This window comes from Streptomyces sp. NPDC058326 (genome assembly GCF_042879855.1).
In the GTDB taxonomy this organism is placed as follows: Bacteria; Actinomycetota; Actinomycetes; order Streptomycetales; family Streptomycetaceae; genus Streptomyces.
Genome location: NZ_JBHVZO010000008.1, coordinates 201,086 through 225,893 on the forward strand (window position 1 = coordinate 201,086; position 24,808 = coordinate 225,893).

Annotated in this window: 23 protein-coding genes; 9 read left to right on the forward strand and 14 right to left on the reverse strand. The window is 73.1% G+C overall.

All coding sequences use genetic code 11. The annotated features are described in order from the left end of the window. Positions 1-54 precede the first annotated feature (54 nt). A complete protein-coding gene (locus ACFVYX_RS17595) occupies positions 55-846 on the reverse strand; it encodes an SDR family NAD(P)-dependent oxidoreductase (protein ID WP_389682255.1) in 792 nt (263 codons plus the stop codon). Between the two features lie 141 nt (positions 847-987). Here ACFVYX_RS17595 and ACFVYX_RS17600 point away from each other — a divergent pair, with 141 nt between their 5' ends. Further along, positions 988-1,605 (forward strand): LysE family translocator, encoded by a 618-nt coding sequence (locus ACFVYX_RS17600; RefSeq protein ID WP_389682257.1) that lies wholly within the window; start codon positions 988-990, stop codon positions 1,603-1,605. 9 nt (positions 1,606-1,614) lie between these two features. On the opposite strand, the gene ACFVYX_RS17605 is transcribed toward ACFVYX_RS17600, so the two are convergent. The 4 genes from ACFVYX_RS17605 to ACFVYX_RS17620 all read right to left on the reverse strand — a co-directional run bounded on the left by ACFVYX_RS17605 (position 1,615) and on the right by ACFVYX_RS17620 (position 5,427). Beyond that, positions 1,615-2,772 carry a serine hydrolase domain-containing protein gene (locus ACFVYX_RS17605; protein WP_389682354.1) on the reverse strand — a complete coding sequence of 386 codons (1,158 nt, stop codon included), beginning with the start codon at positions 2,770-2,772 and terminating at the stop codon, positions 1,615-1,617. Between the two features lie 102 nt (positions 2,773-2,874). Then, positions 2,875-3,621 (reverse strand): energy-coupling factor ABC transporter ATP-binding protein, encoded by a 747-nt coding sequence (locus ACFVYX_RS17610; protein ID WP_389682258.1) that lies wholly within the window; start codon positions 3,619-3,621, stop codon positions 2,875-2,877. Next, entirely contained in the window at positions 3,618-4,382 is a 765-nt protein-coding gene (cbiQ, locus tag ACFVYX_RS17615; protein WP_389682259.1) for a cobalt ECF transporter T component CbiQ, read from the reverse strand. Before cbiQ ends, ACFVYX_RS17610 begins: the two co-directional genes overlap by 4 nt. Position 4,383: 1 nt before the next feature. Next, positions 4,384-5,427: an energy-coupling factor ABC transporter permease gene (locus ACFVYX_RS17620; RefSeq protein ID WP_389682260.1), complete on the reverse strand. Its 1,044-nt coding sequence runs from the start codon at positions 5,425-5,427 to the stop codon at positions 4,384-4,386. Between the two features lie 218 nt (positions 5,428-5,645). Here ACFVYX_RS17620 and ACFVYX_RS17625 point away from each other — a divergent pair, with 218 nt between their 5' ends. Further along, positions 5,646-6,005, forward strand: coding sequence for an SsgA family sporulation/cell division regulator (locus ACFVYX_RS17625; RefSeq protein ID WP_389682261.1), 360 nt, complete (start codon positions 5,646-5,648; stop codon positions 6,003-6,005). A gap of 61 nt (positions 6,006-6,066) precedes the next feature. Here the strand turns inward: ACFVYX_RS17625 and ACFVYX_RS17630 are convergent, their stop codons facing one another. Beyond that, positions 6,067-8,253: an MMPL family transporter gene (locus tag ACFVYX_RS17630; RefSeq protein ID WP_389682262.1), complete on the reverse strand. Its 2,187-nt coding sequence runs from the start codon at positions 8,251-8,253 to the stop codon at positions 6,067-6,069. Between the two features lie 107 nt (positions 8,254-8,360). Continuing rightward, positions 8,361-8,933 (reverse strand): TetR/AcrR family transcriptional regulator, encoded by a 573-nt coding sequence (locus ACFVYX_RS17635; protein ID WP_389682263.1) that lies wholly within the window; start codon positions 8,931-8,933, stop codon positions 8,361-8,363. 196 nt (positions 8,934-9,129) lie between these two features. On the opposite strand from ACFVYX_RS17635, the gene ACFVYX_RS17640 reads away from it, so the two are divergent. Further along, entirely contained in the window at positions 9,130-12,417 is a 3,288-nt protein-coding gene (locus ACFVYX_RS17640; RefSeq protein WP_389682264.1) for a S41 family peptidase, read from the forward strand. A 33-nt stretch (positions 12,418-12,450) separates the two neighbouring features. Here the strand turns inward: ACFVYX_RS17640 and ACFVYX_RS17645 are convergent, their stop codons facing one another. The 5 genes from ACFVYX_RS17645 to ACFVYX_RS17665 all read right to left on the reverse strand — a co-directional run bounded on the left by ACFVYX_RS17645 (position 12,451) and on the right by ACFVYX_RS17665 (position 16,773). Then, positions 12,451-12,942 carry a GNAT family N-acetyltransferase gene (locus ACFVYX_RS17645; protein WP_389682265.1) on the reverse strand — a complete coding sequence of 164 codons (492 nt, stop codon included), beginning with the start codon at positions 12,940-12,942 and terminating at the stop codon, positions 12,451-12,453. Between the two features lie 125 nt (positions 12,943-13,067). Further along, entirely contained in the window at positions 13,068-13,283 is a 216-nt protein-coding gene (locus ACFVYX_RS17650) for a hypothetical protein (protein WP_389682266.1), read from the reverse strand. Between the two features lie 147 nt (positions 13,284-13,430). Beyond that, positions 13,431-14,312, reverse strand: a complete 882-nt coding sequence (locus ACFVYX_RS17655) for an SDR family oxidoreductase (RefSeq protein WP_389682267.1) — start codon at positions 14,310-14,312, stop codon at positions 13,431-13,433. Then, positions 14,309-15,247, reverse strand: coding sequence for an alpha/beta fold hydrolase (locus ACFVYX_RS17660; RefSeq protein WP_389682268.1), 939 nt, complete (start codon positions 15,245-15,247; stop codon positions 14,309-14,311). The genes ACFVYX_RS17655 and ACFVYX_RS17660 overlap by 4 nt, the downstream gene beginning before the upstream one ends. Next, on the reverse strand, positions 15,244-16,773 hold the full coding sequence (locus ACFVYX_RS17665; protein ID WP_389682269.1) for a flavin-containing monooxygenase: 1,530 nt from the start codon (positions 16,771-16,773) through the stop codon (positions 15,244-15,246). The genes ACFVYX_RS17660 and ACFVYX_RS17665 overlap by 4 nt, the downstream gene beginning before the upstream one ends. A 200-nt stretch (positions 16,774-16,973) precedes the next feature. On the opposite strand from ACFVYX_RS17665, the gene ACFVYX_RS17670 reads away from it, so the two are divergent. The 6 genes from ACFVYX_RS17670 to ACFVYX_RS17695 all read left to right on the forward strand — a co-directional run bounded on the left by ACFVYX_RS17670 (position 16,974) and on the right by ACFVYX_RS17695 (position 22,412). Further along, positions 16,974-17,612 carry a MerR family transcriptional regulator gene (locus ACFVYX_RS17670; protein WP_389682355.1) on the forward strand — a complete coding sequence of 213 codons (639 nt, stop codon included), beginning with the start codon at positions 16,974-16,976 and terminating at the stop codon, positions 17,610-17,612. Positions 17,613-17,690: 78 nt separating this feature from the next. Further along, positions 17,691-18,293 (forward strand): hypothetical protein, encoded by a 603-nt coding sequence (locus ACFVYX_RS17675; RefSeq protein WP_389682270.1) that lies wholly within the window; start codon positions 17,691-17,693, stop codon positions 18,291-18,293. 3 nt (positions 18,294-18,296) lie between these two features. Further along, positions 18,297-19,697: a peptidoglycan-binding protein gene (locus ACFVYX_RS17680; RefSeq protein WP_389682271.1), complete on the forward strand. Its 1,401-nt coding sequence runs from the start codon at positions 18,297-18,299 to the stop codon at positions 19,695-19,697. Then, the gene (locus ACFVYX_RS17685; protein WP_389682272.1) at positions 19,694-20,410 is read left to right on the forward strand and encodes an ABC transporter ATP-binding protein; all 717 of its coding nucleotides are present in this window, start codon (positions 19,694-19,696) and stop codon (positions 20,408-20,410) included. The genes ACFVYX_RS17680 and ACFVYX_RS17685 overlap by 4 nt, the downstream gene beginning before the upstream one ends. Further along, positions 20,407-21,663 (forward strand): ABC transporter permease, encoded by a 1,257-nt coding sequence (locus tag ACFVYX_RS17690; RefSeq protein WP_389682273.1) that lies wholly within the window; start codon positions 20,407-20,409, stop codon positions 21,661-21,663. The genes ACFVYX_RS17685 and ACFVYX_RS17690 overlap by 4 nt, the downstream gene beginning before the upstream one ends. A gap of 383 nt (positions 21,664-22,046) precedes the next feature. Then, positions 22,047-22,412 (forward strand): hypothetical protein, encoded by a 366-nt coding sequence (locus tag ACFVYX_RS17695; protein ID WP_389682274.1) that lies wholly within the window; start codon positions 22,047-22,049, stop codon positions 22,410-22,412. On the opposite strand, the gene ACFVYX_RS17700 is transcribed toward ACFVYX_RS17695, so the two are convergent. Next, a complete protein-coding gene (locus ACFVYX_RS17700) occupies positions 22,403-24,088 on the reverse strand; it encodes a sensor histidine kinase (protein WP_389682275.1) in 1,686 nt (561 codons plus the stop codon). The genes ACFVYX_RS17695 and ACFVYX_RS17700 overlap by 10 nt on opposite strands. Beyond that, a complete protein-coding gene (locus ACFVYX_RS17705) occupies positions 24,085-24,801 on the reverse strand; it encodes a response regulator transcription factor (RefSeq protein WP_389682276.1) in 717 nt (238 codons plus the stop codon). Before ACFVYX_RS17705 ends, ACFVYX_RS17700 begins: the two co-directional genes overlap by 4 nt. Positions 24,802-24,808: the final 7 nt, after the last annotated feature.

Consider the following 24,808-nt stretch of genomic DNA (forward strand, 5'->3'; position numbering starts at 1 on the left):
CCGGATGCCCGGGAGCGGTCGCGGCTCGCGGGATCCCTGGCATCACCCGTACACCTAGGGGGTGTCGTCGCCCAGTACCTCCGCGAAGTGGGTGTTCACCGCGAGCAGTCCGCCGTCCACCCGCAGGACCGTGCCGGTGATCCAGGACGCGTCGCGGGAGGCGAGGAAGGCGACGGCCGCGGCCACGTCCTCGGGGGCGCCGACGCGGCCCAGGGGGTAGACGCGGTCCGCCAGTGCGGCGAGTTGGGGTTCCCGGCCCGCCCAGGCCGTCGTCGCGATCGTGCCCGGGTCGATCTGGTTCACGCGGACCCCGCGCGGCGCCGCGTCGCCCGCCAGGGTGCGGGTGAGGGACGCCAGGGCCGCCTTCGCCGCGCTGTAGGCGTGGCCGCCGAAGTCCGCCTCGGCGTTGACCGAGCCGATGGTCACGATCGCCCCGCGCCCGCCGGCCGCCGCCAGGTGCGGCAGCGCCGCACGGGAGCAGCGGACGGCGCCCATGAAGGTGACGTCGTGCTGGGCGGTCCAGCCGTCGTCGGGCTCGTCCTCGAAGCGGTCCCGGTCGGGGGCGACGGGCGCGAGGGCGTTGTTGACGAGGACGTCGAGACCGCCGAAGGTCTCCACGGCGTACGCCACCGCCGCCTCCACCGAGGCCCGGTCGGCCACGTCGCAGCGCAGGGCCGCCGCGCCGGGGATGCCGGCCGCCGTCCTCCCGGCCTCCTCCGCGTCGACGTCCGTGACCAGGACCCTGGCGCCCTCCGCCGCGAGGCGCCGGGCGGTGGCCGCGCCGATGCCGCGTGCCGCGCCCGTGACCAGTACTCCGTATCCGTCGAACCGCCTGGTGAGTTCCATGGGCCGATCTCAGCACCGACGCCCCGGCCGCGCCAGGCCGCCCCGACTCTGTCATCTCGCCCTCGCGCGGCGGGCCGTCGATCGGCTAGCGTCACAGGGCCGTCCTGAGGCGCGGGGCGCGCGGGTGCGGGGGACGGAAACATGACTCAGCTGATCGCCGTGGCGGTCATCACCATTCTGGCTGTCATCAGCCCCGGCGCGGACTTCGCCATGACCGTCCGCAACAGCTATCTGTACGGGCGCACGGCGGGCGTGCTCGCGGCCGTCGGCATCGCCCTCGGCGTGCTCGTCCACGTCACGTACACGATGCTGGGCGTGGGCCTGCTGGTGTCCCGTTCGCCGATGCTGTTCACCGCGATGAAGCTGATCGGCGCCGCGTACCTGGTGTACATCGGGTACAGGACCTTCGTCACCAAGTCCCGGGTGGACGTCGACCTTTCGGACGGCGCGGGCCTGTCCAAGGCGGGGGCGCTGCGCACCGGGTTCCTGACGAACGCGCTCAACCCGAAGACGATGCTCTTCGTCCTGAGCACGTACACGCAGGTCGTGAGCGCCGACACCCCCGTCGTCCAGCAGATCGGCTACGGCCTGTTCATGTCGTTCGCGCACCTGGTGTGGTTCGGTCTCGCCGCCGTCCTGTTCTCCCAGGAGGGCCTGCGCGCCCGCCTGCTGCGGAAGCAGGCCGTGCTCAACAAGGTGATCGGGACCGTCCTCGTCGGGCTCGGGATGGTGCTCGCGCTGACGCCGGCCGTCGCCTGATCCGGCGGGTCAGTCCACCGGCGACGCCACCGCCCGCACCGCCCTCACGAGGGACTGGGCGCGCGGGTCCGCCGTCACCGTCCTGCGCATGCCGTTCGTGACGTATCCGAAGGCGATCCCGGAGTCGGGGTCGGCGAAGCCCAGGGAGCCGCCGCGGCCGGGGTGGCCGAAGGACGACGGGCCGAGGAGCGGGGACGCCGGGCCGTGCAGCATGTGGCCGAGGCCGAAGCGGGTGCCGACGAGCAGCACCTTGTCCAGGCCGGCGGACTCCTCGGTCCGCGCGAGGGTGAGGGTGTCCGCGGTGAGAAGCCCGCCGAGCGTGGCCGCGTAGAAGGCGGCGAGGGCGCGGGCGGTCGCCACCCCGGCCGAGCCGGGCAGTTCGGCGGCCCGGTAGGCGGGGTCGTTCTCGTCGGGCTTGGGGTCGATGACCCCGAAGGCGCGCCGGGTGAGGGATTCCGGGTCCTTGTAGGCCTCGGAGACGGACCGCTTGGGCCGGAGCTTGAGGGCGCCGCTTCCGGCCGGTTCGATCTCCTCGACCGGGCCGATCCTGCCGACCCGGTGGGTCTCCGCCTCGGGCAGTCCGATCCACAGGTCGAGTCCGAGGGGGCCGGTGATCTCGTCGGCGACCCAGCGTCCGATGGTGCGGCCGGTGACCTGGTGGACCAGTCCGGAGAGCAGCCAGCTGAAGGTGTGGGCGTGGTAGCCGTGGGCGGCGCCGGGCTCCCAGACGGGGGCCTGGGCGGCGATGGCGGCGGTCGCCGTCGGCAGGTCGGTCGCTTCGGCGAGCGTCAGGGGGCGGTCGAGGACGGGGACGCCCGCCCGGTGCGCGAGGAGCTCGCGCACGGTCACCCGGTCCTTCCCTGCCGCCTTGAAGCCGGGCCAGTACGCGGCGACCGGGGCGTCCAGGTCGAGCAGGCCGCGCTGGTGCAGCAGCAGGGGGACGGTGGCGGCGACGCCCTTGGTGGCCGAACGGACGACCTGGGCGGTGTCCTCGGTCCACGGGTCGGTGCCGTCGACGTCACGGCTGCCCGCCCACAGGTCGACGACCTTCACTCCGTCGCGGTGGACGGCGACGGCCGCCCCGCGCTCGCCGCGCTGCTCGAAGTTGCGCAGGAACGCGTCCCTGACCGGCTCCCAGCCCGCCGCCACCGTGCCCTGGACGTCCACCTGTGCCACGCTCCCTCTCGTTCGACCGGACCACGACCGGACCACGGCCGGCTCCGACCGGCTCCATGGTGCAACGTGAGGGGAGACGGCCGGATTCCGGGGTCAGACCACCGAGGCCGGTACGAAGCCGAACGGCAGCTCCAGGCGGTGCCGGGCCATCAGCTCCTCGTCGGCGAGGATCTCGCCGGTGCGGCCGTCGGCGGCGATCACGCCCTCGCTGAGGATCACCGCGCGCGGGCAGAGCTCCAGGGCGTACGGCAGGTCGTGGGTGACCATGAGGACGGTGACGTCGAGGGAGCGGAGGATGTCGGCGAGTTCGCGGCGCGAGGCCGGGTCCAGGTTGGAGGAGGGTTCGTCGAGGACGAGGATCTCCGGTTCCATGGCGAGGACGGTCGCGACGGCGACCCGGCGGCGCTGCCCGAAGGACAGGTGGTGCGGCGGCCGGTCCGCGTACTCCGCCATGCCGACCCGTTCGAGCGCCCGGGTCACGACGGCCTCCAGGTCGGCGCCCCTGAGGCCCGCCGCGGCCGGGCCGAAGGCCACGTCCTCGCGGACGGTCGGCATGAACAGCTGGTCGTCGGGGTCCTGGAAGACGATGCCGACCTTGCGGCGGATCTCCGCCATGTGCTTCCTGCCGACGGGCAGCCCGGCGACGGTGACCCCGCCCGCGCCGCCGGTGAGAATGCCGTTGAGGTGGAGGACCAGGGTGGTCTTGCCGGCGCCGTTGGGGCCGAGGAGCGCGACCCGCTCGCCGCGCCCGACGGTCAGGTCGACACCGAACAGGGCCTGGTGGCCGTCGGGGTACGCGTACGCGAGGCCGCGTACCTCGAGAGACGGGGCAAGGGTCATCGGAGCGTCCATCCCAGGAGGCAGATCACGAGTGCGGTGAGGGGCAGCGCGGCGGCGTACGCCCACTGCGGGCGGCTCGCGGTCACCTCGTCGATGACCGGCATGGTGCCCGTGTAGCCCCGGCTGATCATGGCGAGGTGGACCCGCTCCCCGCGTTCGTACGAGCGGATGAAGAGCGCGCCCGCCGACTTGGCGAGGACGCCCCAGTGCCGTACGCCCCGGGCCTCGAAGCCGCGGGAGCGGCGGGCGACGGACATGCGGCGCATCTCGTCGGTGATGACGTCGCCGTACCGGATCATGAACGAGGCGATCTGGACGAGCATCGGCGGCAGCCTCAGCCGCTGGAGGCCGAGGAGCAGGTCGCGCAGTTCGGTGGTGGAGGCGAGGAGCACGGAGGCGGCGACGCCGAGGGTGCCCTTGGCGAGGACGTTCCAGGCGCCCCACAGACCGGGGACGCTCAGCGACACCCCGAGGAAGGTCGTCCGCTCGCCGGGGACGACGAAGGGCATGAGCAGCGCGAACGCGACGAACGGCACCTCGATGAGGAGCCGCTTGAGCAGGAAGCCGGCCGGGATCCTGGCCTTCGCCGCCACGGCCGCGAGGAGCAGGGCGTAGCAGGCGAAGGCCCAGACGGCCTCGCGGGGCGTCGAGACGACGACCACGACGAAGCCGAGGACGGCGGCGAGCTTGGTGTGCGGGGGCAGCTCGTGGACCGGCGACCGCGCGTGCCGGTAGAGCTGGTGTGCGTGCCCCGCTCCCACGTCAGACCTGCGCCCCGGTCTCGTTCCTGCGGCGGCGGACCACCCAGAAGGCGCCCGTGCCGACGGCGAGGGTCGCGCCCACGCCGATGACTCCGGCGAGGCCGCCGGAGAGGCGGGCGGTCTCGACGCCCTCGACGCCGTAGTCGGCGAGCGGTGAGCCGGCGGCGGCGTGCTCCTCGACCTTGCTGTCGAAGCCCTTGTCGGCGGCGACCTTCTCCAGGCCGTCGGGGCTGGCGGAGGCGTAGAAGGAGACGAAGCCGGCGAGGACGAGGGCGGTGACGACGCCGCCGATCCACAGCTTCTTCGGTGACCCGCCGGCCGCGGGAGCGGCCGCCGGTGCGGCGTCGACCAGTTCGCCGTCGACGCGGAGCTTGAGCGGCGCGGTCAGGCCGCGGGCGCCGTACACGAGGTCGGGGCGGACGGCGATGACCGCGCCGACGGTCAGCATGGTGATGACGGCCTCGCCGACGCCGATGAGGACGTGCACGCCGACCATGGCCGTGAGGACCTTGCCCAGCGGGACGTCGGTGGTGCCGCCGATCGCGTAGAGCAGGGTGAAGGCGGCGGCAGACGCCGGTACGGAGACGAGCGCGGCGACGAAGGAGGCCACGGTCACCGAGGCGCGGGTGCGGGGCAGCAGGAGGACGAGGCCGCGGAAGAGCGCGTAGGCGACGACGACGGTGACGACGCCCATGACGGTGATGTTGACGCCGAGGGCGGTGAGGCCGCCGTCGGCGAAGAGGAGGCCCTGCATGAGCAGGACGACGGCGATGCACAGGACGCCGGTCCAGGGCCCGACGAGGATCGCGGCGAGCGCGCCGCCGAGCAGATGTCCGCTGGTCCCGGCGGCGACCGGGAAGTTCAGCATCTGCACGGCGAAGACGAAGGCGGCGACGAGCCCGGCGAGCGGGGCCGTGCGGTCTCCCCCGTGGCCGTCGTCCAGCTCGCGGCGGGCGCCCCGCAGGCTCACGGCGACGGCGCCGGCGGCGACGACACCGGCGGCGACCGATACGGGGGCGTTGATGAATCCGTCAGGTACATGCACGTACTGAATGATGAGCGCTCTTGCGAAGCACTTGCAAGAGCGCTCGGGTCACAGAACGGCGGCGCGCGGTCACGCGTGAGCCCGCCCATCCCTCCGGGTCCGGGGCGCGGTCACGCGTGAGCCCGCCCACACCCGGGGCCCTCCACGCATGCGCCGCGCGCCCGAAGGGAAGGAGTGAAACATTAGTCGATAAGAGGACAAACCGTGAGGAGCCCCCGATGGCCGCCGCGCACGACCGCGAAGTCGACGACCACGCCAAGGGCCGGATCATCAGCGACGCACCGCTCTCCCGACCCGTCCCGGTGGCCCTCCGCTACGACCCGGACTCCTCCCCGGCGACCGTCCGGTTCGTCTTCCCCCACGACGTCGAGTGGTCCTTCCCCCGCGCCCTCCTGGAGCACGGGCTCCGCGTCCCGTCCCGCCGCGGCGACATCGAGGTGTGGCCGTGCGGGCGGGTGCAGACGGTCGTCGAGTTCCACGCGGACGACGGGGTCGCCGTCGTCCAGTTCGACACCGCCGCCCTGCTGCGCTTCCTCCGGCACACGTACGCCGCCGGTGCGTCGATGACGACACACTGACGGCGTACGCGCGGGGCGGGGCGGGCGGTGGACGCGGGCGCCTCCTCGCCCGCCCGCCACGTCAGACCTTCACGAGGTCCGGCTTCGCGCCGGTGCCCTCCTCGGTGCGCTTCGCGAGAGCCTCACCCTCGACGTCGACGTTCGGCAGGATCCGGTCCAGCCACTTCGGCAGCCACCAGGCCTTGTGCCCGAGGAGCGCGAGCACGGCCGGGACGATCGCCATCCGGACCACGAAGGCGTCGAAGAGGACCGCGACCGCGAGGCCGAAGCCGATCATCTTGACCATCTGGTCCGTCATGCCGATGAAGCCGGCGAAGACCGCGATCATGATCACCGCGGCGGCGGTGACCACCCGGGCGCTGTGCCGGAAGCCGGTCACGATCGCCTCGCCGGGCCGCTCCCCGTGGACGTACGCCTCGCGCATCCGGGTGACGAGGAAGACCTCGTAGTCCATCGCGAGACCGAAGACGACACCCACCATGAAGATCGGCATCATCGACATGATCGGGCCGGTCTGCTCGACCCCGAAGAGGCTTCCGAGCCAGCCCCACTGGAAGACCGCGACGACCGCGCCGAGGGCCGCGACCACCGAGAGCAGGAAGCCGAGGGCCGCCTTCAGGGGGACGAGGACCGAACGGAAGACCAGGGTCAGGAGCAGGAAGGCCAGTCCGACGACGAGGGCCAGGTAGGGCACCAGGGCGTCGTTCATCTTCTGCGAGAAGTCGATGTTCATCGCGGTGGCGCCGGTGACGAGCACCTCGTCGCCGGTGGCGTCCCGGATGTCGTGGACCAGGCTCTCGGTGGCGGCCGAGGACGGCCGGTCCTTCGGGACCACCGTGATCATCGCGGCGTCGCCGGCCTTGTTCGGGGTCGCCGGGGTGACCGCCGCCCAGCCTTCGAGGCCCTTGATCGTGGAGACCGCCCGGTCGGCGGTCGCCTTGTCGCCGTCGACGACGACGAGCAGCGGGCCGTTGAAGCCGGGTCCGAAGCCGTCCGAGAGCGCGTCGTACGCCCGGCGCTCGCTGGTGGAGGTCGGCTTGACGCCGTCGTCCGGGAGGCCCATCTCCAGGGAGGCGGCGGGCAGCGCGATCGCGCCGAGGCCGAGGACGCCGACGACGAGCACCATCACGGGACGGCGGATGACGAAGCGGGCCCAGCGGGTGCCGCCGTTGGGCCTGCCGGCCTTCTCGTCGCTCGTCGCGGCGCCATCACCGGCCGCCGCGGCCTTGCGCTGCTTGCGGCCGATGACCTTGTCGCCGGCGAAGCCCAGCAGGGCGGGGATCAGGGTGAGCGCGATCAGTACGGCGATCACGACCGTGCCGGCGGCGGCGAAGCCCATCTTCGTCAGCATCGGGATGTTGACGACGGCCAGGCCGACCAGGGCGATGACGACGGTGAGTCCGGCGAAGACGACGGCGGAGCCGGCCGTGCCGACCGCGCGGCCCGCGGCCTCCTCCTTCTCGCGGCCCTCGGCGAGCTCCGCGCGGTAGCGGGAGACGATGAAGAGGGCGTAGTCGATGCCGACCGCGAGGCCGATCATCATCGCGAGGGTGGAGGTGGAGTTGCCGAGGTCGAGGACGTTCGCGAGGGCGGCGATCGACGAGACGCCGATGCCGACGCCGATGATCGCCGTGAGCAGCGGGAGTCCGGCGGCGACGAGCGAGCCGAAGGTCAGGACGAGCACGATGCCGGCGATGACCACGCCGATCGCCTCGCTCGCGCCCTGCTCCGGCATGGTCTGGAGGGCGTCACCGCCGACCTCGACGGTGAGTCCCTTGCCCTGGGCGTTGTGACCTGCCTGGGTCAGGGCCTCGCGGGTCTCCTCGGTGAGCTCCATCGCGTTGACCTTGTAGGCGACGGAGACGTAGGCGGTGGAGCCGTCGCGGGACACGGCCTGCGCGGCGTAGGGGTCGGCGACCGAGACGATCTGGTCCGAGCCGGACTTCAGCGCGGCGACGGTCTCCCCGACGACGGCCTTGTGGGCCGGGTCGGTCATCTTCTGGCCCTCGGGGGCCTTGAAGACGACACGGGCGGTGGCGCCGTCGGCGCCGGCACCGGGGAAGCGCTCTTCGAGCAGGTCGAAGGCGCGCTGGGCCTCGGTGCCCGGGATCGAGAAGGAGCTGGAGGTCGCGACGGGTGCGGTGGCGGCGCCGATCCCGGCGACCGCCAGGAGGGCCACCCAGAGGAGGGCGACGAGCCGTCGGCGCCGGAAGGCGGAACGGCCCAGCTTGTAGAGAAACGTGGCCACGGGGGCGTACTCCCATTGTGGGGTGGGACAGGGCATGGGGAGCCGGCCCGACGGCGTGAGCGGTTCGACGTCAGGTGGAGCGAAGGTTCTGGCGGTGCTGGTGGGGCTCAGACGCCGAGTGAGGGGAGCACGACGGCGTCGACGTACGCGGTGAGGAACGCGCGGTCGACCGGCTGATCGTCGATCAGCGGCCGGGCGACGAACGCACCGATCAGCATGTGGGGGATGAGCCTCAGCGCCGGGTTGGCGGCGTCGACCTCTCCCCTGCGGACCGCTCGGCGCAGCACTTCGTCGAGGCCGTTCATCTCGGGTTCGATGAGCAGCTCGCGCAGCGCCCGGTGCAGTTCGGGGTTGGTGTGGACGGCATGGGCGAGACCCCGCATCAGCGCGGAGTCCTTCTCCATCTGGCAGTCGTCGGTCCGTGACATCAGCTCGTGGAAGTCGCCGCGCAGCGAGCCGGTGTCGATCTCGGAGATATCGGCCGGCTTGTTGTCGCGCAGCGCCCTGGCGACCAGCTCGGGCTTGCTCCCCCACTGGCGGTAGAGGGTGGCCTTGCTGGAGTGGGTGCGGGAGGCGACGGCGTCCATGGTGAGGGCGTCGTAGCCGACTTCGCGGAGGAGGTCGAGCACGGCCGCGTACAGCTCGGACTCCCGCTCGGGAGTGAGTCTGCTGCGTGCCATGGCCGGTGCCTCCGGTCGAGTGCTCGTACGAAACGGTTTCGTACAGTACGAAGATACCCCCGCCCCCAGCGAAACGAAACCGTTTCGTACGTGTTCTGGGCCACACGAACGGGCCGCGCCCGGGGCCCACACCTCACAGGACGCCCGCATACACGTACGAGTTGCCTGACCCCCTCCGCGCGGAAAGCATGAGGAGGTGAGCCACGACGTCGCGTACCTCCGCTTTCCGCATCTCCACGACGACCTGCTGTGCTTCGCCGCCGAGGACGATCTGTGGATCGCCCCGCTCGTCCCCGAGGGCCGGCGCCCCGGCCGGGCCTGGCGACTGACCGTCGACAGGACACGGGTCGGCCACCCTCGCTTCTCGCCGGACGGGCGCCGGATCGCGTACACGAACTGGCGCAGCCTCGACCCCGAGATCCATCTCGTCCCCATCGAGGGCGGACCCGCCCGGCGGCTCAGCTACTGGGGCTCCACCGACACCCGGGTCTGCGGCTGGACGCCCCCCGACAAGGACGGCCGCTCCGAGATCCTCGCCGTCTCCTCGCACGGGCAGCCCTTCTCGTACTACTCCTGGGCCTACACCGTCCCCACCGACGGCTCCCCCGGCAGGCGCCTGCCCTGGGGCCCGGTCTCCGACATCGGCGTCATCGACGACCACGAGGGAGAGCGCCGAACCCTCCTCCTCACCGGGAAACCCCCGCACGAGCCGGCCGCCTGGAAGCGGTACCTCGGCGGCGCCACCGGACGTCTCTGGCTGCACGGCGAACGGCTGCTGCCCGACATCGGCGGCCACCTCGACTGCCCCATGGCCGTCGACGGGCGGATCGCGTTCCTCTCCGACCACGAGGGCATCGGCAACCTGTACTCCTGCCTGCCCGACGGCACCGACCTGCGCCGCCACACCGACCACGACGAGTTCTACGCCCGGCACGCATCGAGCGACGGACGTCGGGTCGTCTACCAGTGCGCGGGCGACCTGTGGATCGTCGACTCGCTCGCCGCCGACTCCCGCCCCCGGAAGCTGGAGGTGCGGCTCGGCGGCCAGCGCGTCGGCAGGCGCGCCTACCAGGTGCCCGCCGCCCACCACATCGACTCGCTCTCCGTCGACGAGACCGGCCGCGCCAGCGCCGTCTCCGTGCGCGGCAGCCTGTACTGGCTGACGCACCGCGACGGCCCGGCCCGCACGATCATCGACGAGCCGGGCGTCCGCGTCAGGCTCCCCGAGATGCTCGGCAGCGGCGGACAGGTCGCGTACGTCACCGACGCCGAGGGCGAGGACGCCGTCGAGGTCGGCTACCTGCCGCGCGCCAGCGGCGACCGGCCGCCGCGCAGGCTCGCCTCCGGCGACCTCGGCCGCGTCGAGGAACTCGTCGCCGACCCCGACGGCGAACGCCTCGCCATCGCCTCCCACGACGGACGGCTCCTCCTCCTGGACGCGACGGAGGACTCCAACGGCGAGGTGACGGAGCTGATCCGCTCGGTCAACGGCCCCGTCCGCGACCTCGCGTTCTCCCCCGACGGCGACTGGATCACCTGGTCCCACCCCGGCATCGGCCGCTCCCTGCGCTCCATCAAGATGGCCCGGATCGCGGGGCCCGGCGCCCGGACCGTCGTCGACGTCACCAACGGCCGCTTCGAGGACGAGAACCCCGTCTTCACCCGCGACGGCCGCTACCTCGCCTTCCTCTCCTGGCGGGGCTTCGACCCGGTGTACGACGTCCACACCGGCGACCTGTCGTTCCCGCTCGGCTGCCGCCCCTACCTCGTCCCGCTCTCCTCCGCCACGCCCTCCCCGTTCGCGCTGCTCCCCGACGGGCGTCCGGCGGCCGGCGGCCTCGACCCCGCCGACGACGACACGGACACCGGCGACGGCACCGTCACCGTCGAGATCGAGGGGCTCCCCGAACGGGTCACCCCCTTCCCCGTCGCCGCCTCCAAGTACTCCGGCCTGCACCCGGTCAGCGGCGGCGGCCTCGTCTGGCTGCGCTGGCCGATCTCGGGCGCCCTCGGCGAGACCTTCGCCAACCCGGCCGACACCTCGGGCCGCCCCACCCTGGAGCACTTCTCCATCGTCAAGGCCCGCAAGAGCGAACTCGCCAAGGACCTCGACTGGTTCGCGGTCAGCGGCGACGGCACCCGGCTCGTCGTCGCCGACGAGGGCGAGCTGCGGGCCGTGCCCGCCACCGAGCCCGGGGACGGCGACTCCACCGTCTACCTGGACCTGCGGCGCATCCTGCACGAGGTCGACCCGGGCGCCGAATGGCGGCAGGCCTTCGACGAGGCCGGCCGGATCGTCCGCGCCTACTTCTGGGAACCCGGCATGGGCGGGGTCGACTGGACGGCCGTCCTCGACCAGTACCGGCCGCTCGTCGAACGGGTCGCGTCCCCCGACGAGTTCGCCGACCTGCTGCGGGAGGTGATGGGCGAACTCGGCACCTCCCACGCGTACGTCACCCCCGCACGCCGCAACGAGGGACCGCCGCACTACCAGCGGCCCATGGGGCTCCTCGGCGCCAACCTGGTCCCGCGCGAGGCCGGCTGGACGGTGAAGCGGATCCTGCCCGGCGAGTCCTCCGACTCCAAGGCCCGCTCGCCGCTCGCCGGCACCGGCATCCGCGAGGGCGCCGTCCTCACCCACGTCGACGGCCGGCCCGTCGACCCGGTCACCGGCCCGTACCCGCTGCTCTCCGGCACCGGCGGCACCACCGTCGAACTCACCTTCACCCCCGCCGAGGGCGAGGGCCGGGCCCGCCGCGTCGCCGTCGTCCCCCTCGTCGACGAACGCCCGCTGCGCTACCAGGACTGGGTCGCCAAACGCCGGGCGGTGGTACGGGAGGTCAGCGGCGGCCGCTGCGGCTACCTCCACATCCCCGACATGGGCGGCTCCGGCTGGGCCCAGTTCAACCGCGACCTGCGCATGGAGGTCTCCCGGCCCGCCCTCATCGTCGACGTACGCGGCAACGCCGGCGGCAACATCAGCGAACTCGTCATCGAGAAGCTCACCCGCCGGATCCTCGGCTGGGACCTCACGCGGAACGCCCAGCCCGTCGCCTACGCCTCCAACGCCCCGCGCGGCCCCGTCGTCGCCCTCGCCGACGAGGCCACCTCCTCCGACGGCGACATGATCACCGCCGCGTTCAAGCTCCTCGGTCTCGGCCCCGTCGTCGGCCAGCGCACCTGGGGCGGGGTCGTCGGCATGACCGGCCGCCACCGGCTCGGCGACGGCACCCAGATCACCGTCCCGATGAACGCGGCCTGGTTCCCCGAGTACGGCTGGTCCCTGGAGAACCACGGCGTCGAACCCGACCTCGCGGTCCTCCGCACCCCCCTCGACTGGGCGGAGGGCCGCCACGCCCAGCTGGACGACGCGGTCCATGTGGCCCTCGCCCTCCTGACGGAGACCCCGGCGGCGAGCCCCCCGGGCTACGAGAACCTCCCGGACCGCTCCCGCCCGAAGCTGCCGCCGAGGCCGGACGCGTAGGTCTCAGGGGGGTGCCTGACCGACAGGACCCCCCTAAGCGGTCAGGCCGAGGTCCAGTTCGTACGAGATCCCCGCCCGCCCGTCGATCGTCACGCTCCCGACCGCACCGAAGCCGACCCGCCCGAGCACGGTCCTCGACCCCTCGTTGTCGAGGGTCGTGACGGCGGTCAGCCGGCTCAGCCCGTACTCCTCACGCGCCCGCCGGCACACCTCCCGGACCCCGGCCGTCGCCACCCCGCGCCCGGTCGCCCGCTCGGCCACCCGGTACCCGAGCTCCGCGCCCCCGTCGGCGACGTCGACCAGATTGAACCGCCCGAGGATCTCCCCGTCCTCCCCCACCAGCACATGGAAGTGGATCGCCCCGGTCTCCTGCTCGTCGAGCAGCGCCCGGTGCCGCTCCTCGAACCCACTGAAGTACGCGTCCCCCCGGTCGGGCACGGACGCGGCGAAGTACCCCCGGTTCTCCCGCTCGAAGACGAGCAGGGCGGGGGCGTGATCGGATCGAAGTCGCTCAAGTACGGCCATGGTCGCCACCGTACGAAGATCCGGCCCGGGACACGTACAACTTTTCGGCCCGGTGCCGGTCCGCAGGTCGCACACGCGAAGGCGCACCCGGTGTCGCGGGTGCGCCTCGCTGGTGGAACGCCGGGTCAGATGCCGGACTCGCGGTCCGCGCGCTCCTGCTCCAGGCGGTCCTGCTCCATACGCTCCTGGGCATCCTGCTGACCCCTGCGGCTCGCGTCGTCGGAGCGCTCGCGGCCACGGGAGGCGCGGGAGGACGCTTCGTCCTTCGCCTTGCCCATGGCCTCCTTGGCCTGCTGCTTCGCCTGCGCCGCCTTGTCCTTGAACTGGTCCTGCATGCCCATGGAATTTCACTCCTAGAAGGCTGTGTGGGAGGGGACTTCGTGCCCCCTCGGGCCACGATCAGCGTCGCATGGGCGAGCACCCCACGCATGTCGATCAGTCACGGAGCGTGAGCACCGGCCGTCAGGCACGTGCACGAGCACCGGCCGTCAGGCGCGCTCCGACCGCGCCTGCTCGTCGGCCGCGCCGCCCGCGCCCACCAGGCCCTTGGACACCGAGGCGAGGCGCGGCTCGAAGCGCTTCATCTCGCGCTGCCCGACCGTGGCGATGACGCCCGGCAGACCGCCGCGGACCGACTGCATCCCGCGCAGCCACCACTGCGCGTACACATGGGCCGAGCGCCGCTCGATGCCCGCCACGATCCGGTCGACGGCCGGGCCGAGGGGGTACGTGCGGTTCGAGGGCCACGGCAGCCGCTGCCGCAGCTCCTTCATCACGTCGTCCTGGTCGGCACCCCGCACCATGTCCGTGTCGGTCCAGGAGAGATAGCCGACGCCGACCTTCACCCCCTTGTGCGCGACCTCGGCGCGCAGGCTGTGCGCGAAGGCCTCGACGCCCGACTTGGAGGCGCAGTACGCCGTCATCATCGGCGCCGGGGTGAGGGCGGCGAGCGAGGCGATCTGGAGGAAATACCCGCGGGACTCCATGAGGACCGGCAGGAACGCCCGGCCGGTCACCGCGCCGCCGATCAGGTTGACCTCGATGACCCGACGCCAGGCGTCCGGGTCGGAGTCGACGAACGGACCGCCCGCCGCCACACCGGCGTTGGCGACGACGATGTCGACCTTGCCGAACCGCTCCTTCACCTCGGCCGCGACCTTCGCCATCGCCTCGTGGTCGGTGACGTCGGCGTGCCACCAGTCGGCCTCGGTGTGCAGCCGCCCGGCGACGTCCTTGAGCTGCTCCGGCTCCAGGCCGACAAGGGCGATCCGCGCGCCGCGCGCGGAGAGCTTGCGGGCGAGGAGTTCGCCGACCCCGCGCGCCCCTCCGGTGACGACCGCGACCTGTCCTTCCAGACTCACCCTGCTCATGCCTGCTCCCTCTCCTTCTCCTTCTCCTGCTCCCCGTCCCCGGACGTCACGCCCAGGTAGGTGAGGGTCAGTTCGCGGATCTGCGCGGTGACGGCCTCGGGGGCCTCCACCGGTGTCATGTGGCCCATGCCGGCCAGTTCGACGAGGCCCGTGCAGTGCGGCAGCGCCTCCGCCATCGCGCGGGAGTGGACGGCCGGGGTGAGCCGGTCGGCGGTGCCGACGAGCACGGCCACGGGCAGCCGCAGCCCCCGCAGCCCCTCGCCGAGATCGAGTCCGGCCAGGACCTGCGACCAGCCGTACCGGGAGGCTCGCGGGCAGGCGTGCACGATCCGCGCGCAGGCGTCGACCCGCTCGGGCGCCGAACCGGGCCCCATCGTCGCGTACTTGAGGATCTTCTTCGAGACGGCGTTGACCGGCCCGAGCGGGGCCTTCGCTCCCAGGACGGCCCGGGTGAGCCGGGTGCGCAGACCGCCCGGCCGCAGCGGCACCACGGTGGCCTCTTCCGTCAGCCGGGAGGGCCCGGTCGAGCAGAGCAGGACGGCGGCGGCGTGCTGCCGGAAGCGGGGGCGTCCGGCGGCCGCCATGATCGTCATGCCGCCCATGGAGTGACCGGACAGGACGGCCCGTTCGCCGGGGCCGAGGGTGGCCGCGAGCACGGCCTCCAGGTCGTCGGCGAGCGCCGTCGTCGAGTACCCGCCGGGGCCGGGCACCAGGGAGCGGCCGTGGCCGCGCTGGTCGTAGGCGATGACCCGGTGGTCGGCGGCGAGCGCCCGTATCTGCTCTGCCCAGAAGGTGGTCGAGCAGGTCCAGCCGTGGGCCAGGACGACGGCGGGGGCGCCCTCGGGGCCGTAGACCTCGATGGGGACCGGGGAGCCGTCGGCGGAGACCGCGGTGAGTTCGCGGGACACGGGCAGCGAGGTCAGGTGGCGGCTCACTGGGCGGCCTCCTTCTTCCGGGAGGCGGTACGGGTCTTCGCCCCGGTGACGGGCTTGGGCGCGCGGAGCACCTCGTACTCGGAGAGGTCGACCTGCCGGGTCTCGCGGCGGAACTCGCCCGTGGTGCCCGGCCAGAGCGTGGTGTTGCGGCCGTTGGCGTCGAGGTACCAGCTCTCGCAGCCGCCCGCCTTCCACACGGTCCGCTCCATCCGGGCCTGCACCTTGCGGTTCCAGGCGTGGACGGCGGAGGGCCGGACGGCGAGGGCGGTGCGCCCCCCGAGCACGTCGAGCTGGCGCAGGTAGTCGGCCATGTAGTTCAGCTGGGACTCGATCATCAGGATCATCGAGGAGTTCCCGAGGCCCGTGTTGGGGCCGATGACCGTCATGAAGTTGGGGAAGCCGGCGGCGGTGGCGCCGCGCAGCGCCTCCATGCCGCCCTTCCAGCTCTCGGCGAGGGTCTTCCCCTCGGCGCCGACGACCCGTTCGGCGATCGGCATGTCGGTGACGTGGAAGCCGGTGCCGAAGACGATCGCGTCGACCTCGGTCCCGGTGCCGTCGGCGGCGATGACGGTCGAGCCGCGGACCTCGCGCAGGCCGGAGGCGACGACGTCGACGTTGGGCTTGGCGACCGCCGGGTAGTACGTGCTGGAGAGCAGGATCCGCTTGCAGCCGATGCGGTACGAGGGGGTCAGCTTGGCCCGCAGCACCGGGTCCTTGATGGACTTGGCGATGTTGGCCTTGGCGAGCTTCTCGACGAGCCCGAGTTCGTTCGGGTGCTTGGTGAAGGCGCCGACCTGGAGTTCGCGGATGCCCCAGAGCAGGCCGCGGCGGAGGGTGCCGGTGACGGGCAGGGTGCGGTGGAGCCAGCGCTCGGGGCCGCTGATGGCCCGGTCCATGCGGCGCATGACCCACGGGGGCGTGCGCTGGAAGAGGGTCAGCTTCGCGACCTGGGGCTGGATCGCGGGGACGATCTGGATGGCGGAGGCGCCGGTGCCGATCATGGCGACGCGCTTGCCGGTGAGGTCGTAGTCGTGGTCCCAGCGGGCGGAGTGGAAGACCTTGCCGGGGAAGTCGGCGAGCCCCGGGATGTCGGGGATCTTGGGGTCGGAGAGCGGTCCGGTGGCGGAGACGACGACCTCGGCGCTGAAGGAGCCCGCGCCGGTCTCGATCTCCCAGCGGAGCGTCTCGGCGTCCCACTCCATCCGCAGCACCTCGTGGTTCAGGCGGAGGTGGGGGCGGAGCCCGAAGGTGTCCGTGACATGCTCCAGGTACGCCCGGATGTGGCGCTGCCCCGAGAAGGTCCGCGGCCAGTCGGGGTTGGGCGCGAAGGAGAAGGAGTAGAGGTGGGAGGGGACGTCGCAGGCGCAGCCGGGGTAGCTGTTGTCCCGCCAGGTGCCGCCCACGGAGCCGGCCCGCTCCAGGACCACGAAGTCGGTGATGCCTTCGCGGCGCAGCCGGACCGCGGCGCCGAGGCCACCGAATCCCGATCCGATCACCGCCACCCGTACGTGCTCGTGCTTCGCCATGCCGCCTCCCGTACACCCGACCAATCACGCCAGCAATCACTGGCACAGTCGGGACTGTAGAGCAGCTCCATACCGAGCGGTAGGGGTACGGCGAGGGAAAGTTACCGGCGGTACAACATAGGCTGGCGTGTGTGGCTGAAGGATCAGACGGAGAACAGGCACCGGCAACGGGCGCGCACCCGGGCGTACGCGAGTACCGCATGGAGGAGCTGGCGGCAGCCGCCGGCATCACCGTGCGCACCCTGCGCTTCTACCGCGAGCGCGGCCTGATCCCGCCACCCCGCCGCGAGGGCCGGATCGCCTGGTACGACGAACAGCACCTGGCCCGGCTCCGCACCATCGCCGCCCTCCTGGAGCGCGGCCACACCCTCAACGGCATCGCCGACCTCACCACCGCCTTCGAGAGCGGCCGCAACGTCCGCGAGGTCCTCGCCCTCGACACCCCCAGCGAGGAGGAGCCCGTCCGGCTCACCCCCGAGGAACTCGCCGACCACTTCGCCGGCGAGGTCACCCCGGAGAACCTCGCGGCCGCCCTCGACCTCGGCTACCTCGTCACCGACGGCGAGGAGATCATCCACATCAGCCGACGCCTGCTCGACGTCTCCGCCGCCCTCGTCCGCGAGGGCGTCCCGCTCGCCGAGGTCCTCAAGGCGGGCGCCCGCGTCCGCGAGCACGCCGACGCCCTCGCGGAGCTCTTCACCGACCTGCTGCGCACCCACGCCGCCGAGGACGACCTGTGGCGGCTGCGCCCGCTCGCCAAGAGCGTGGTGGAGGCCGAACTCTCGATGGCGCTCGACCGGCGGCTGCGCCCCGCGCCCCCCGGCGAACCGGCCTCATGATCGCCTGACAGGTTCTTCAACAGTTCTTCATCACCCCCGTCCTACGGTCGCCCCACCCACCGAGGAACGGGAGAACCGATGAGAACCAAGCGGGTGCTGACGGCCGTGGCGGCCTCGGTCGTGGCGTTCGCGCTGACCGGCTGCGGCGGCGGGAGCGACGGGTCGGGGAAGATCCCGACGGCCGCGGACGGCACCGCGTCCGCCGGTACGGGCGGGGGGACGGCCACCGGCGGAGACAGCGGCTCCGCCGCCGGCAAGGACGAGGTCGCCGCGTACGTCGAGGCCCGGCGCGCCTGGGTGTCCTGCCTGCGCGAGAACGGCGTCGACGCCCCCGACCCCGACGCGAACGGCCAGGTCGACCTCGGCGACGGCGTGGCCCTGAAGAAGAACCCGACCTTCCTCAAGGCCTCGGAGAAGTGCGCGCCGCTCAACCGGACGGTCCCCAAGGAGATCGAACGCAGGCTGGCGCCCAAGCTCACCCCCGAGCAGATCAAGACCCAGTTCGCGTTCGCCGAGTGCATGCAGAAGAACGGCGCCCCCGACTTCCCCGATCCGGAGCCCGACGGCAACGTGTACGGGGACATCCAGTGGGACTCGACGACGGCCGCGGCCAAGCAGGCCGCCCGCACCTGCGCCCCGATCATCGGAGACCCCGTCGAGCAGGGCCCGGGCAAGGGCTGAGCGATGAGCGGGATGTTCACGGACAGGGACGACGGGTCCACGGCCGGGGGCCCGGGCCAGGACCCTGCCGCCGGCGGGGAGAACGGGGAGGTCAGGGAGGCGGAGCCGCTGCCGGAGGGGACGGCTCCGGCGGGCACCCCCGGACGCCGGAGGCACCGTACCGTCCTCGTCGCCGCCGCCTTCGTGGTGGTCACGGCGGTCGCCGTGGTCGGCGCGCTCGGCCTCGGAGGTGGCGGCGCCGAGGGCCCCGAGGCCCCGCCGAGAGCGGGTGCCACGGTCGCCGTCACCCGCACCACCCTGGTCGAACGGACCAAGGTCGAGGGCACGTTGGGGTACGGGACGGAGACACCGCTGCCGGTCAAGGCGACCGGCACGGTCACCTGGCTCCCGGAGGCGGGCGCGACCGCCGAGCGCGGGGACACCCTGCTGCGGGTCGACGACCGGCCGGTGGTCCTGCTCTACGGGACGCTGCCGATGTACCGCGAACTGGGCCTCACGGCAGCCGCGACGGCGCCGGAGACCGGGGCCTCCCCGCCTCCGACGCCGGGGGGCACCGGAGACGAGGGCTCCACCTCGGACCCACGCGGGGGTACGGGCTCCGCCTCTAACCCGGGCGGGGGTACGGGCTCCGCCTCGGACCCGGGCGGGGGTACAGGCTCCGGAAAGGGCACGGCCCCGCCACCGGCGACGCCGACCCAGCCGCCCCCGCCCCCGCAGCCGCTCCGTGGCATGGACGTCCTCCAGTTCGAGTCCAACCTCGCCGCCCTCGGCTACGGCGGCTTCACCGTCGACGAGAAGTTCACCTCCGCCACCGAACGGGCCGTGAAGGACTGGCAGAAGGCGCTCGGCGTGCCCAGGACCGGACGGATCGGCCTCGGCGACATCGTGTACGCCTCCGGCCGGGTGCGCCTCGGCCAGGCGGGCGTACGGCTCGGCTCAGCGGCCGGCGAGGACGTCCTCACCTACACCGGCACGACCCGCAAGGTCGTCGTCAACGCCTCGGCCCTCGAAGCCTCCTGGGCCGTACGCGGCGCCGGCGTCACCGTCGGCCTGCCCGACGGAACCCCGGTGAAGGGCGAGGTCGCGGCCATCGGCAGGCAGGCGACCGCGCCCGAGGGAGACAGCGGGCCCCCGACCGTGCCGATCACGATCACCGTCCCCGACCAGCGGGCCCTGGGCCGCCTGGAGAGCGGCCCGGTCAGCGTCGAGTACGTGGGCCGCGAGCGCGAGAACGTCCTGGCCGTCCCGGTCGCCGCCCTGGTGGCGCTCGCCGAAGGAGGGCACGGCCTGGAGACCGAGGACGGCCGCTTCGTCGCGGCCCGGACGGGCCTCTTCGCCGACGGCCTGGTCGAGGTCAGCGGTCCGAAGCTCCGCGAGGGCCTGAAAGTGAGGATCCCGCAGTGAGCGACAGCACGGACCCCGCCCCCGTGGTGGAGTTCCGGTCGGTCTCGAAGACGTACCCCGGCGGGGTCAGGGCGGTCCAGGACGTCAGCCTGCGGATCCGGCGGGGCGAACTCGTCGCGATCGTGGGCCCGTCGGGCTCGGGAAAGTCCAGCATGCTGAACCTGATGGGCAGCCTCGACCGCCCCTCGGCCGGCCACGTCCTGGTCGACGGACACGACGTCGCCACCCTCACGGACCGGGAGGTCTCCGCACTGCGGGCCACCCGGATCGGCTTCGTCTTCCAGCAGTTCCACCTGGCGGTCGGCGTCCCGGTCCTGGACTCGGTCGCCGACGGCCTCCTCTACGCCGGGGTCCCCGCCCGCCGCCGCCGGACCCGCGCGGCCGCCGCCCTCGCCAGGGTCGGCCTGAGCCACCGCGTCCACCACCTGCCGCACCAGCTGTCCGGCGGCGAACGGCAACGCGTCGCGGTGGCACGGGCGGTGGTCGGCGGACCGGCGGTGCTGCTCGCCGACGAACCGACCGGAAACCTGGACTCCGCGTCCGGGACGGCGGTGCTCACGCTCCTGCGCGAGCTGCACACGGCCGGTACGACCGTCGTGGTCATCACCCACGACCGGGAGATCGCGGCCGCCCTCCCCCGCCGCATCGAGATGCGGGACGGCCGGGTGGTCGCCGACACCGCCACGGAACCCACGAGAGGAGCGCTCGGATGATCCCCGCTCCCCGAGGCAGACGCCCCGGGCCCGGACGCCGGGGCCGGCGCGCCGGGCACCCCGGCCCCGCGCTCCGTCCGGCCCGGCTGCGCCCCGCCGACGTGATCCGCCTCGGCGGCACCGGCCTGCGCACCCGCCCGCTGCGGGTGTTCCTCTCCGCGCTCGGCATCGCGATCGGCGTCGCCGCCATGATCGCGGTGGTCGGCATCTCCGGCTCGGGCCAGGCGGAGGTGGACCGCAGGCTCGACGCGCTCGGCACCAACCTGCTGCGGGTCGCCCCCGGTGCCACGCTCAGCGGGCAGCGGACCAGGCTCCCGGCCGAGGCGGTGGCGATGATCGGCCGCATCCCCCCGGTCGACGACGGTGCCGCCACCGGCACGACCGGGGCGAAGGTCTACCGCAACGACCGGATCGCCGTCGGACGCACCGGCTCCCTCACCGTCCTGGCCGCCGACGACGGACTCCTCCCGGCGGTCGGCGGCGAGCTCCGCAGGGGCCGCTGGCTGGACGCGGCGACCGCGCGCTACCCGGCGGTGGTGCTCGGCGCGACGGCCGCCCAGCGACTCGACATGTACACCCCCGGGACCCGGGTCTGGCTGGGCGGCCGCTGGTTCTCCCTGGTCGGCGTCCTCGACCCCGTACCCCTCGCTCCGGAGCTCGACGCGGCGGCGCTCGTCGGCTGGCCGGCGGCGCGGACGTATCTGCGCTTCGACGGGCATCCGTCGACGGTGTACGTCCGGACCGAGGACAGCGCGATCACAGCGGTACGGGCGGTGCTCCCGGCCACCGCGAACCCGGCGAAGCCCGCCGAGGTGCAGGTGTCCCGCCCCTCGGACGCGCTCGCGGCCCGCGAGGCCACCGAGTCGGCGCTCACCGGACTGCTCCTGGGTCTTGGCGGGGTCGCGCTGCTCGTCGGCGGGGTCGGCGTCGGCAACACCATGGTCATCTCCGTCCTGGAGCGCCGGCCGGAGATCGGGCTTCGCCGGGCGCTGGGGGCCACCCGCGGCCAGATCCGGGGCCAGTTCGTCACCGAGTCGCTGCTGCTCTCGGTGATCGGCGGTCTCGGCGGCACCGTCCTGGGGACGCTGATCACGGCGGCGTACGCCCTGAGCAGAGGGTGGCCGACGGTGGTCCCGGTGTGGGCGACGGCGGCGGGCGTGGGGGCGACGCTGGTGATCGGCGCGCTCGCGGGCCTCTATCCGGCGGTGCGGGCCAGCCGCCTCGCCCCGACGGTGGCCCTGTCGGGAACGTGATCCCGCAGCGGCTCTCCGTCCCCCGGGAAGCGGCCAATCCGGTCCCGTACCGCACGGACCGGATTGGCCTTTTCCCTCCGGTACGGAATTCTGAACTCCGAAGGAACGGAAGGAATTCCGCCACCCCGACCGGCGGCCACCACCCCGCACGAAGGCACCGGAAAAGGCCGGGGAACCGGAAGAGGAAGACGATCTCCCACCCTCTCCGCCATCCCCCAACGCGTCCGAAAAAGCTTCCCGCACCGAACCCGCGAAAAGCAGCCGACCGCCCTTTCCCCCATTGAAAGCGAGCGACCCCCCGGCAATTCTTTCTCCGCACTCGAACGAACCGGCCCGCCCGTCGCCCCGACGGACGGGAACGACCAAGAGTTCAGGAGAGATCGATGCGTCTTCGGACGAAGCTCGCCGCGGTGGCGCTCGGCGCCGTCGCGGCCACCGGCGGCCTGGTCCTGCCGACCACGGCGGCCGTGGCCGCGCCGGAAGGCACCGCCGCGTGCTACAGCCCCGGCTGGTCCAACAAGGACGGCCGGGCCGGCAGCACGAACACGAACTACGTGAACATCCGCTCCGGCCCGACGACCGAGTGCGGTTCGCACGGGCAGGCGCAGATGAGCCACAGCCTCACCCTGCACTGCTGGGTCTCCGGCCAGAACGGCACGTGGTCGCACGTCCGTGACAACACCACCGGCGTCTCCGGCTGGATCAAGGACAGCCTGCTCAACGGATACGGGTCCAACGCTCAGTGCTGATCCCGCACGCCGCTGCCGGCCCCGCCGCGCGGGGCCGGCAGCACCACCGTGAACACCGACCCCACCCCCACCTCGGACGTCACCTCGACCGCCCCGTGATGGTCCGCCACGATCTGCCGGGCGATGGAGAGACCGAGACCGCTGCCTCCGGTCGCCCGCCCGCGGGCCGCGTCCGCCCGCCAGAAACGGTCGAAGAGACGCGGCAGGTCGGCGGCGGGAATCCCGCTGCCGGTGTCCCTGACCGCGATCCGCACCAACTCGTCCCGTTCCGCGAGTTCGAGCCGCACACCACCCCCGGGAGCCGTGTGCCGCACCGCGTTGCCGACGAGATTGCCGAGGGCCTGACGCAGCCGGTCCGGGTCCCCGTGCAGACGTACGGTGCCGGGGCCCGCCCCGACCACCTCGACGGTCACCCCGGCCGCCGCCGCCCGCGCGCTGTGCGCCGTCCGGCAGGCCTCGACGAGCTCCCGGGCGTCGAGGGTCCTGCGGTGGTACGTGAGTGCGCCCGCCTCCGCGAGCGCCAGGTCCTGGAGGTCGTCGACGATCCGCTGCTGGAGCAGCACCTCCTCGTGGAGCGAGTCGAGCAGCTCGGCGTCGGCGGCGAGGACACCGTCCCTCAGCGCCTCCAGATAGCCACGGAGGTTGGCCAGCGGGGTGCGCAGCTCGTGGGCGATGTCCCCGACGAGCCGGCGCTGCCGTTCCTCGCTGTCCTGGAGGGAGCCGGCCATCCGGTTGAAGGACCGGCCGAGCTCGGCGATCTCGTCCCGGCCCGAGGCGGGCACCCTGCGGCCGAGGTCACCCTCGCCGAGCCCCCGGGAGGCCGCCGTCAGGGCCCGTACGGGTCGCAGCACGGCGCGGCTGAGCAGCAGCGCGCAGGCGAGCGCGGCGGCGGCGACGCCGGCCGCGACGACGACGGTCGGGCCGACCTCCAGGGTCTGTCCGGCATCGTCGACGGCGCCGAGCCGCACGGTGAGCGGCTGGGGTCCGACGGCCGCGGTCCGTTCGGTGAAGACCCGCTGGAGGCAGCTGTGGAGGGCGGCGGTGGCCTGCTGGGCGCGGCAGACCGCGGTGGCGGCGAAGTTCTCGTCCTGCGTGCGGGCCGGCGGTTCCCCGGCCCGCACGCAGGACGCCGAGCCCTGGCCGCCGCCGGGGGCCTTCCCGCCGTCCGTGAAGACGGGCACCCCGTACTTCCCGCGCTCGACGGTGACCGTGTGCCCGGCGCGGGTGAGACAGGCGGCGTACGTCACTCCCGCCGCGTACTCGTGGATCATGTGGCCGGTCACCTTGCCGAGGGAGCCGGGGTCGAAGGACGGGGGCAGGCCGAGGGCGGGCCGGGGGTCGACGAGCAGCGGGGGCGCGGTGCCGCCGGGGCGCGGGTCGCGGCCGAGGAGCGCGTCGGAGTCGGCGATCTGCCCCTGGCCGCCGGTGCTGATCCGGATGCGCTGCCCGGTCTCCTCGCTGAGGGCGCGTACGGTGCCGGCGATCCCCTCCCAGGTGCCCCGGGTCGCCCCGTAGGCGCGCAGCTCCTCGGTGATCCGGGCGACGGACTGCCGGTCGGCGGCGGCGGACTCGCGGAGCTGCCCGGCGGCCTGACGGAGAGTCAGCCAGGCGGTGGCGGCGGTGGCGGCGAGGGCGACGAGCAGGACGAGCGAGAAGACCCGCAGCCGAAAAGTCACGCGCCCGCCCCTTCCCCGGCCGGCCCGTCGGAGAGCCGGTATCCCCGCCCGTACACGGTCTCCAGGCGGCGGGGGCGGGCCGGGTCGGGCTCCAGTTTCAGCCGCAGATTGCGCACGTGGACGTCGACGGTGCGTTCCAGGACGTCGCTGTCGAAGCCGAAGACCCGCTCGATGATCTGCGCGCGGGTGAAGACCCGCCCCGGCTCGCGGGCCAGGACTTCGAGGAGGGAGAACTCCTTCGAGGTAAGGGCGACCGGGCGGCCGGCGACCCGGACCTCGAAGCGGGCGGTGTCGAGTTCGACGTCGCCCACCCGCAGCAGCTCGTCACGGGCTGCCGCGCCGCTCGCCCGGGACCGGCGGAGGAGGGCGCGGACCCGGGCGGTCAGCTCCCGGGGGCTGTACGGCTTGGTGAGATAGTCGTCGGCGCCGAGGTCGAGGCCGAGGAGCATGTCCTCCTCGGTGCTGCGCGCGGTGAGCAGCAGGATCGGGACGTCGGATCCCTCGGAGCGCAGAATGCGGCACACGTCGAGTCCGTCGACGAAAGGAAGCATCACGTCGAGGACGACGAGATCCGGTCGTACGGTCCGGACCCGTTCCAATGCGGAACGTCCGTCCGCGACCACCTGGACGGTATTCCCCTCCCGCTCCAGATAGATCCGAATCAGCCGTGACTGCTTTTCGTCGTCCTCGGCGATCAGAATGCGCGCGTTCAACGATGCC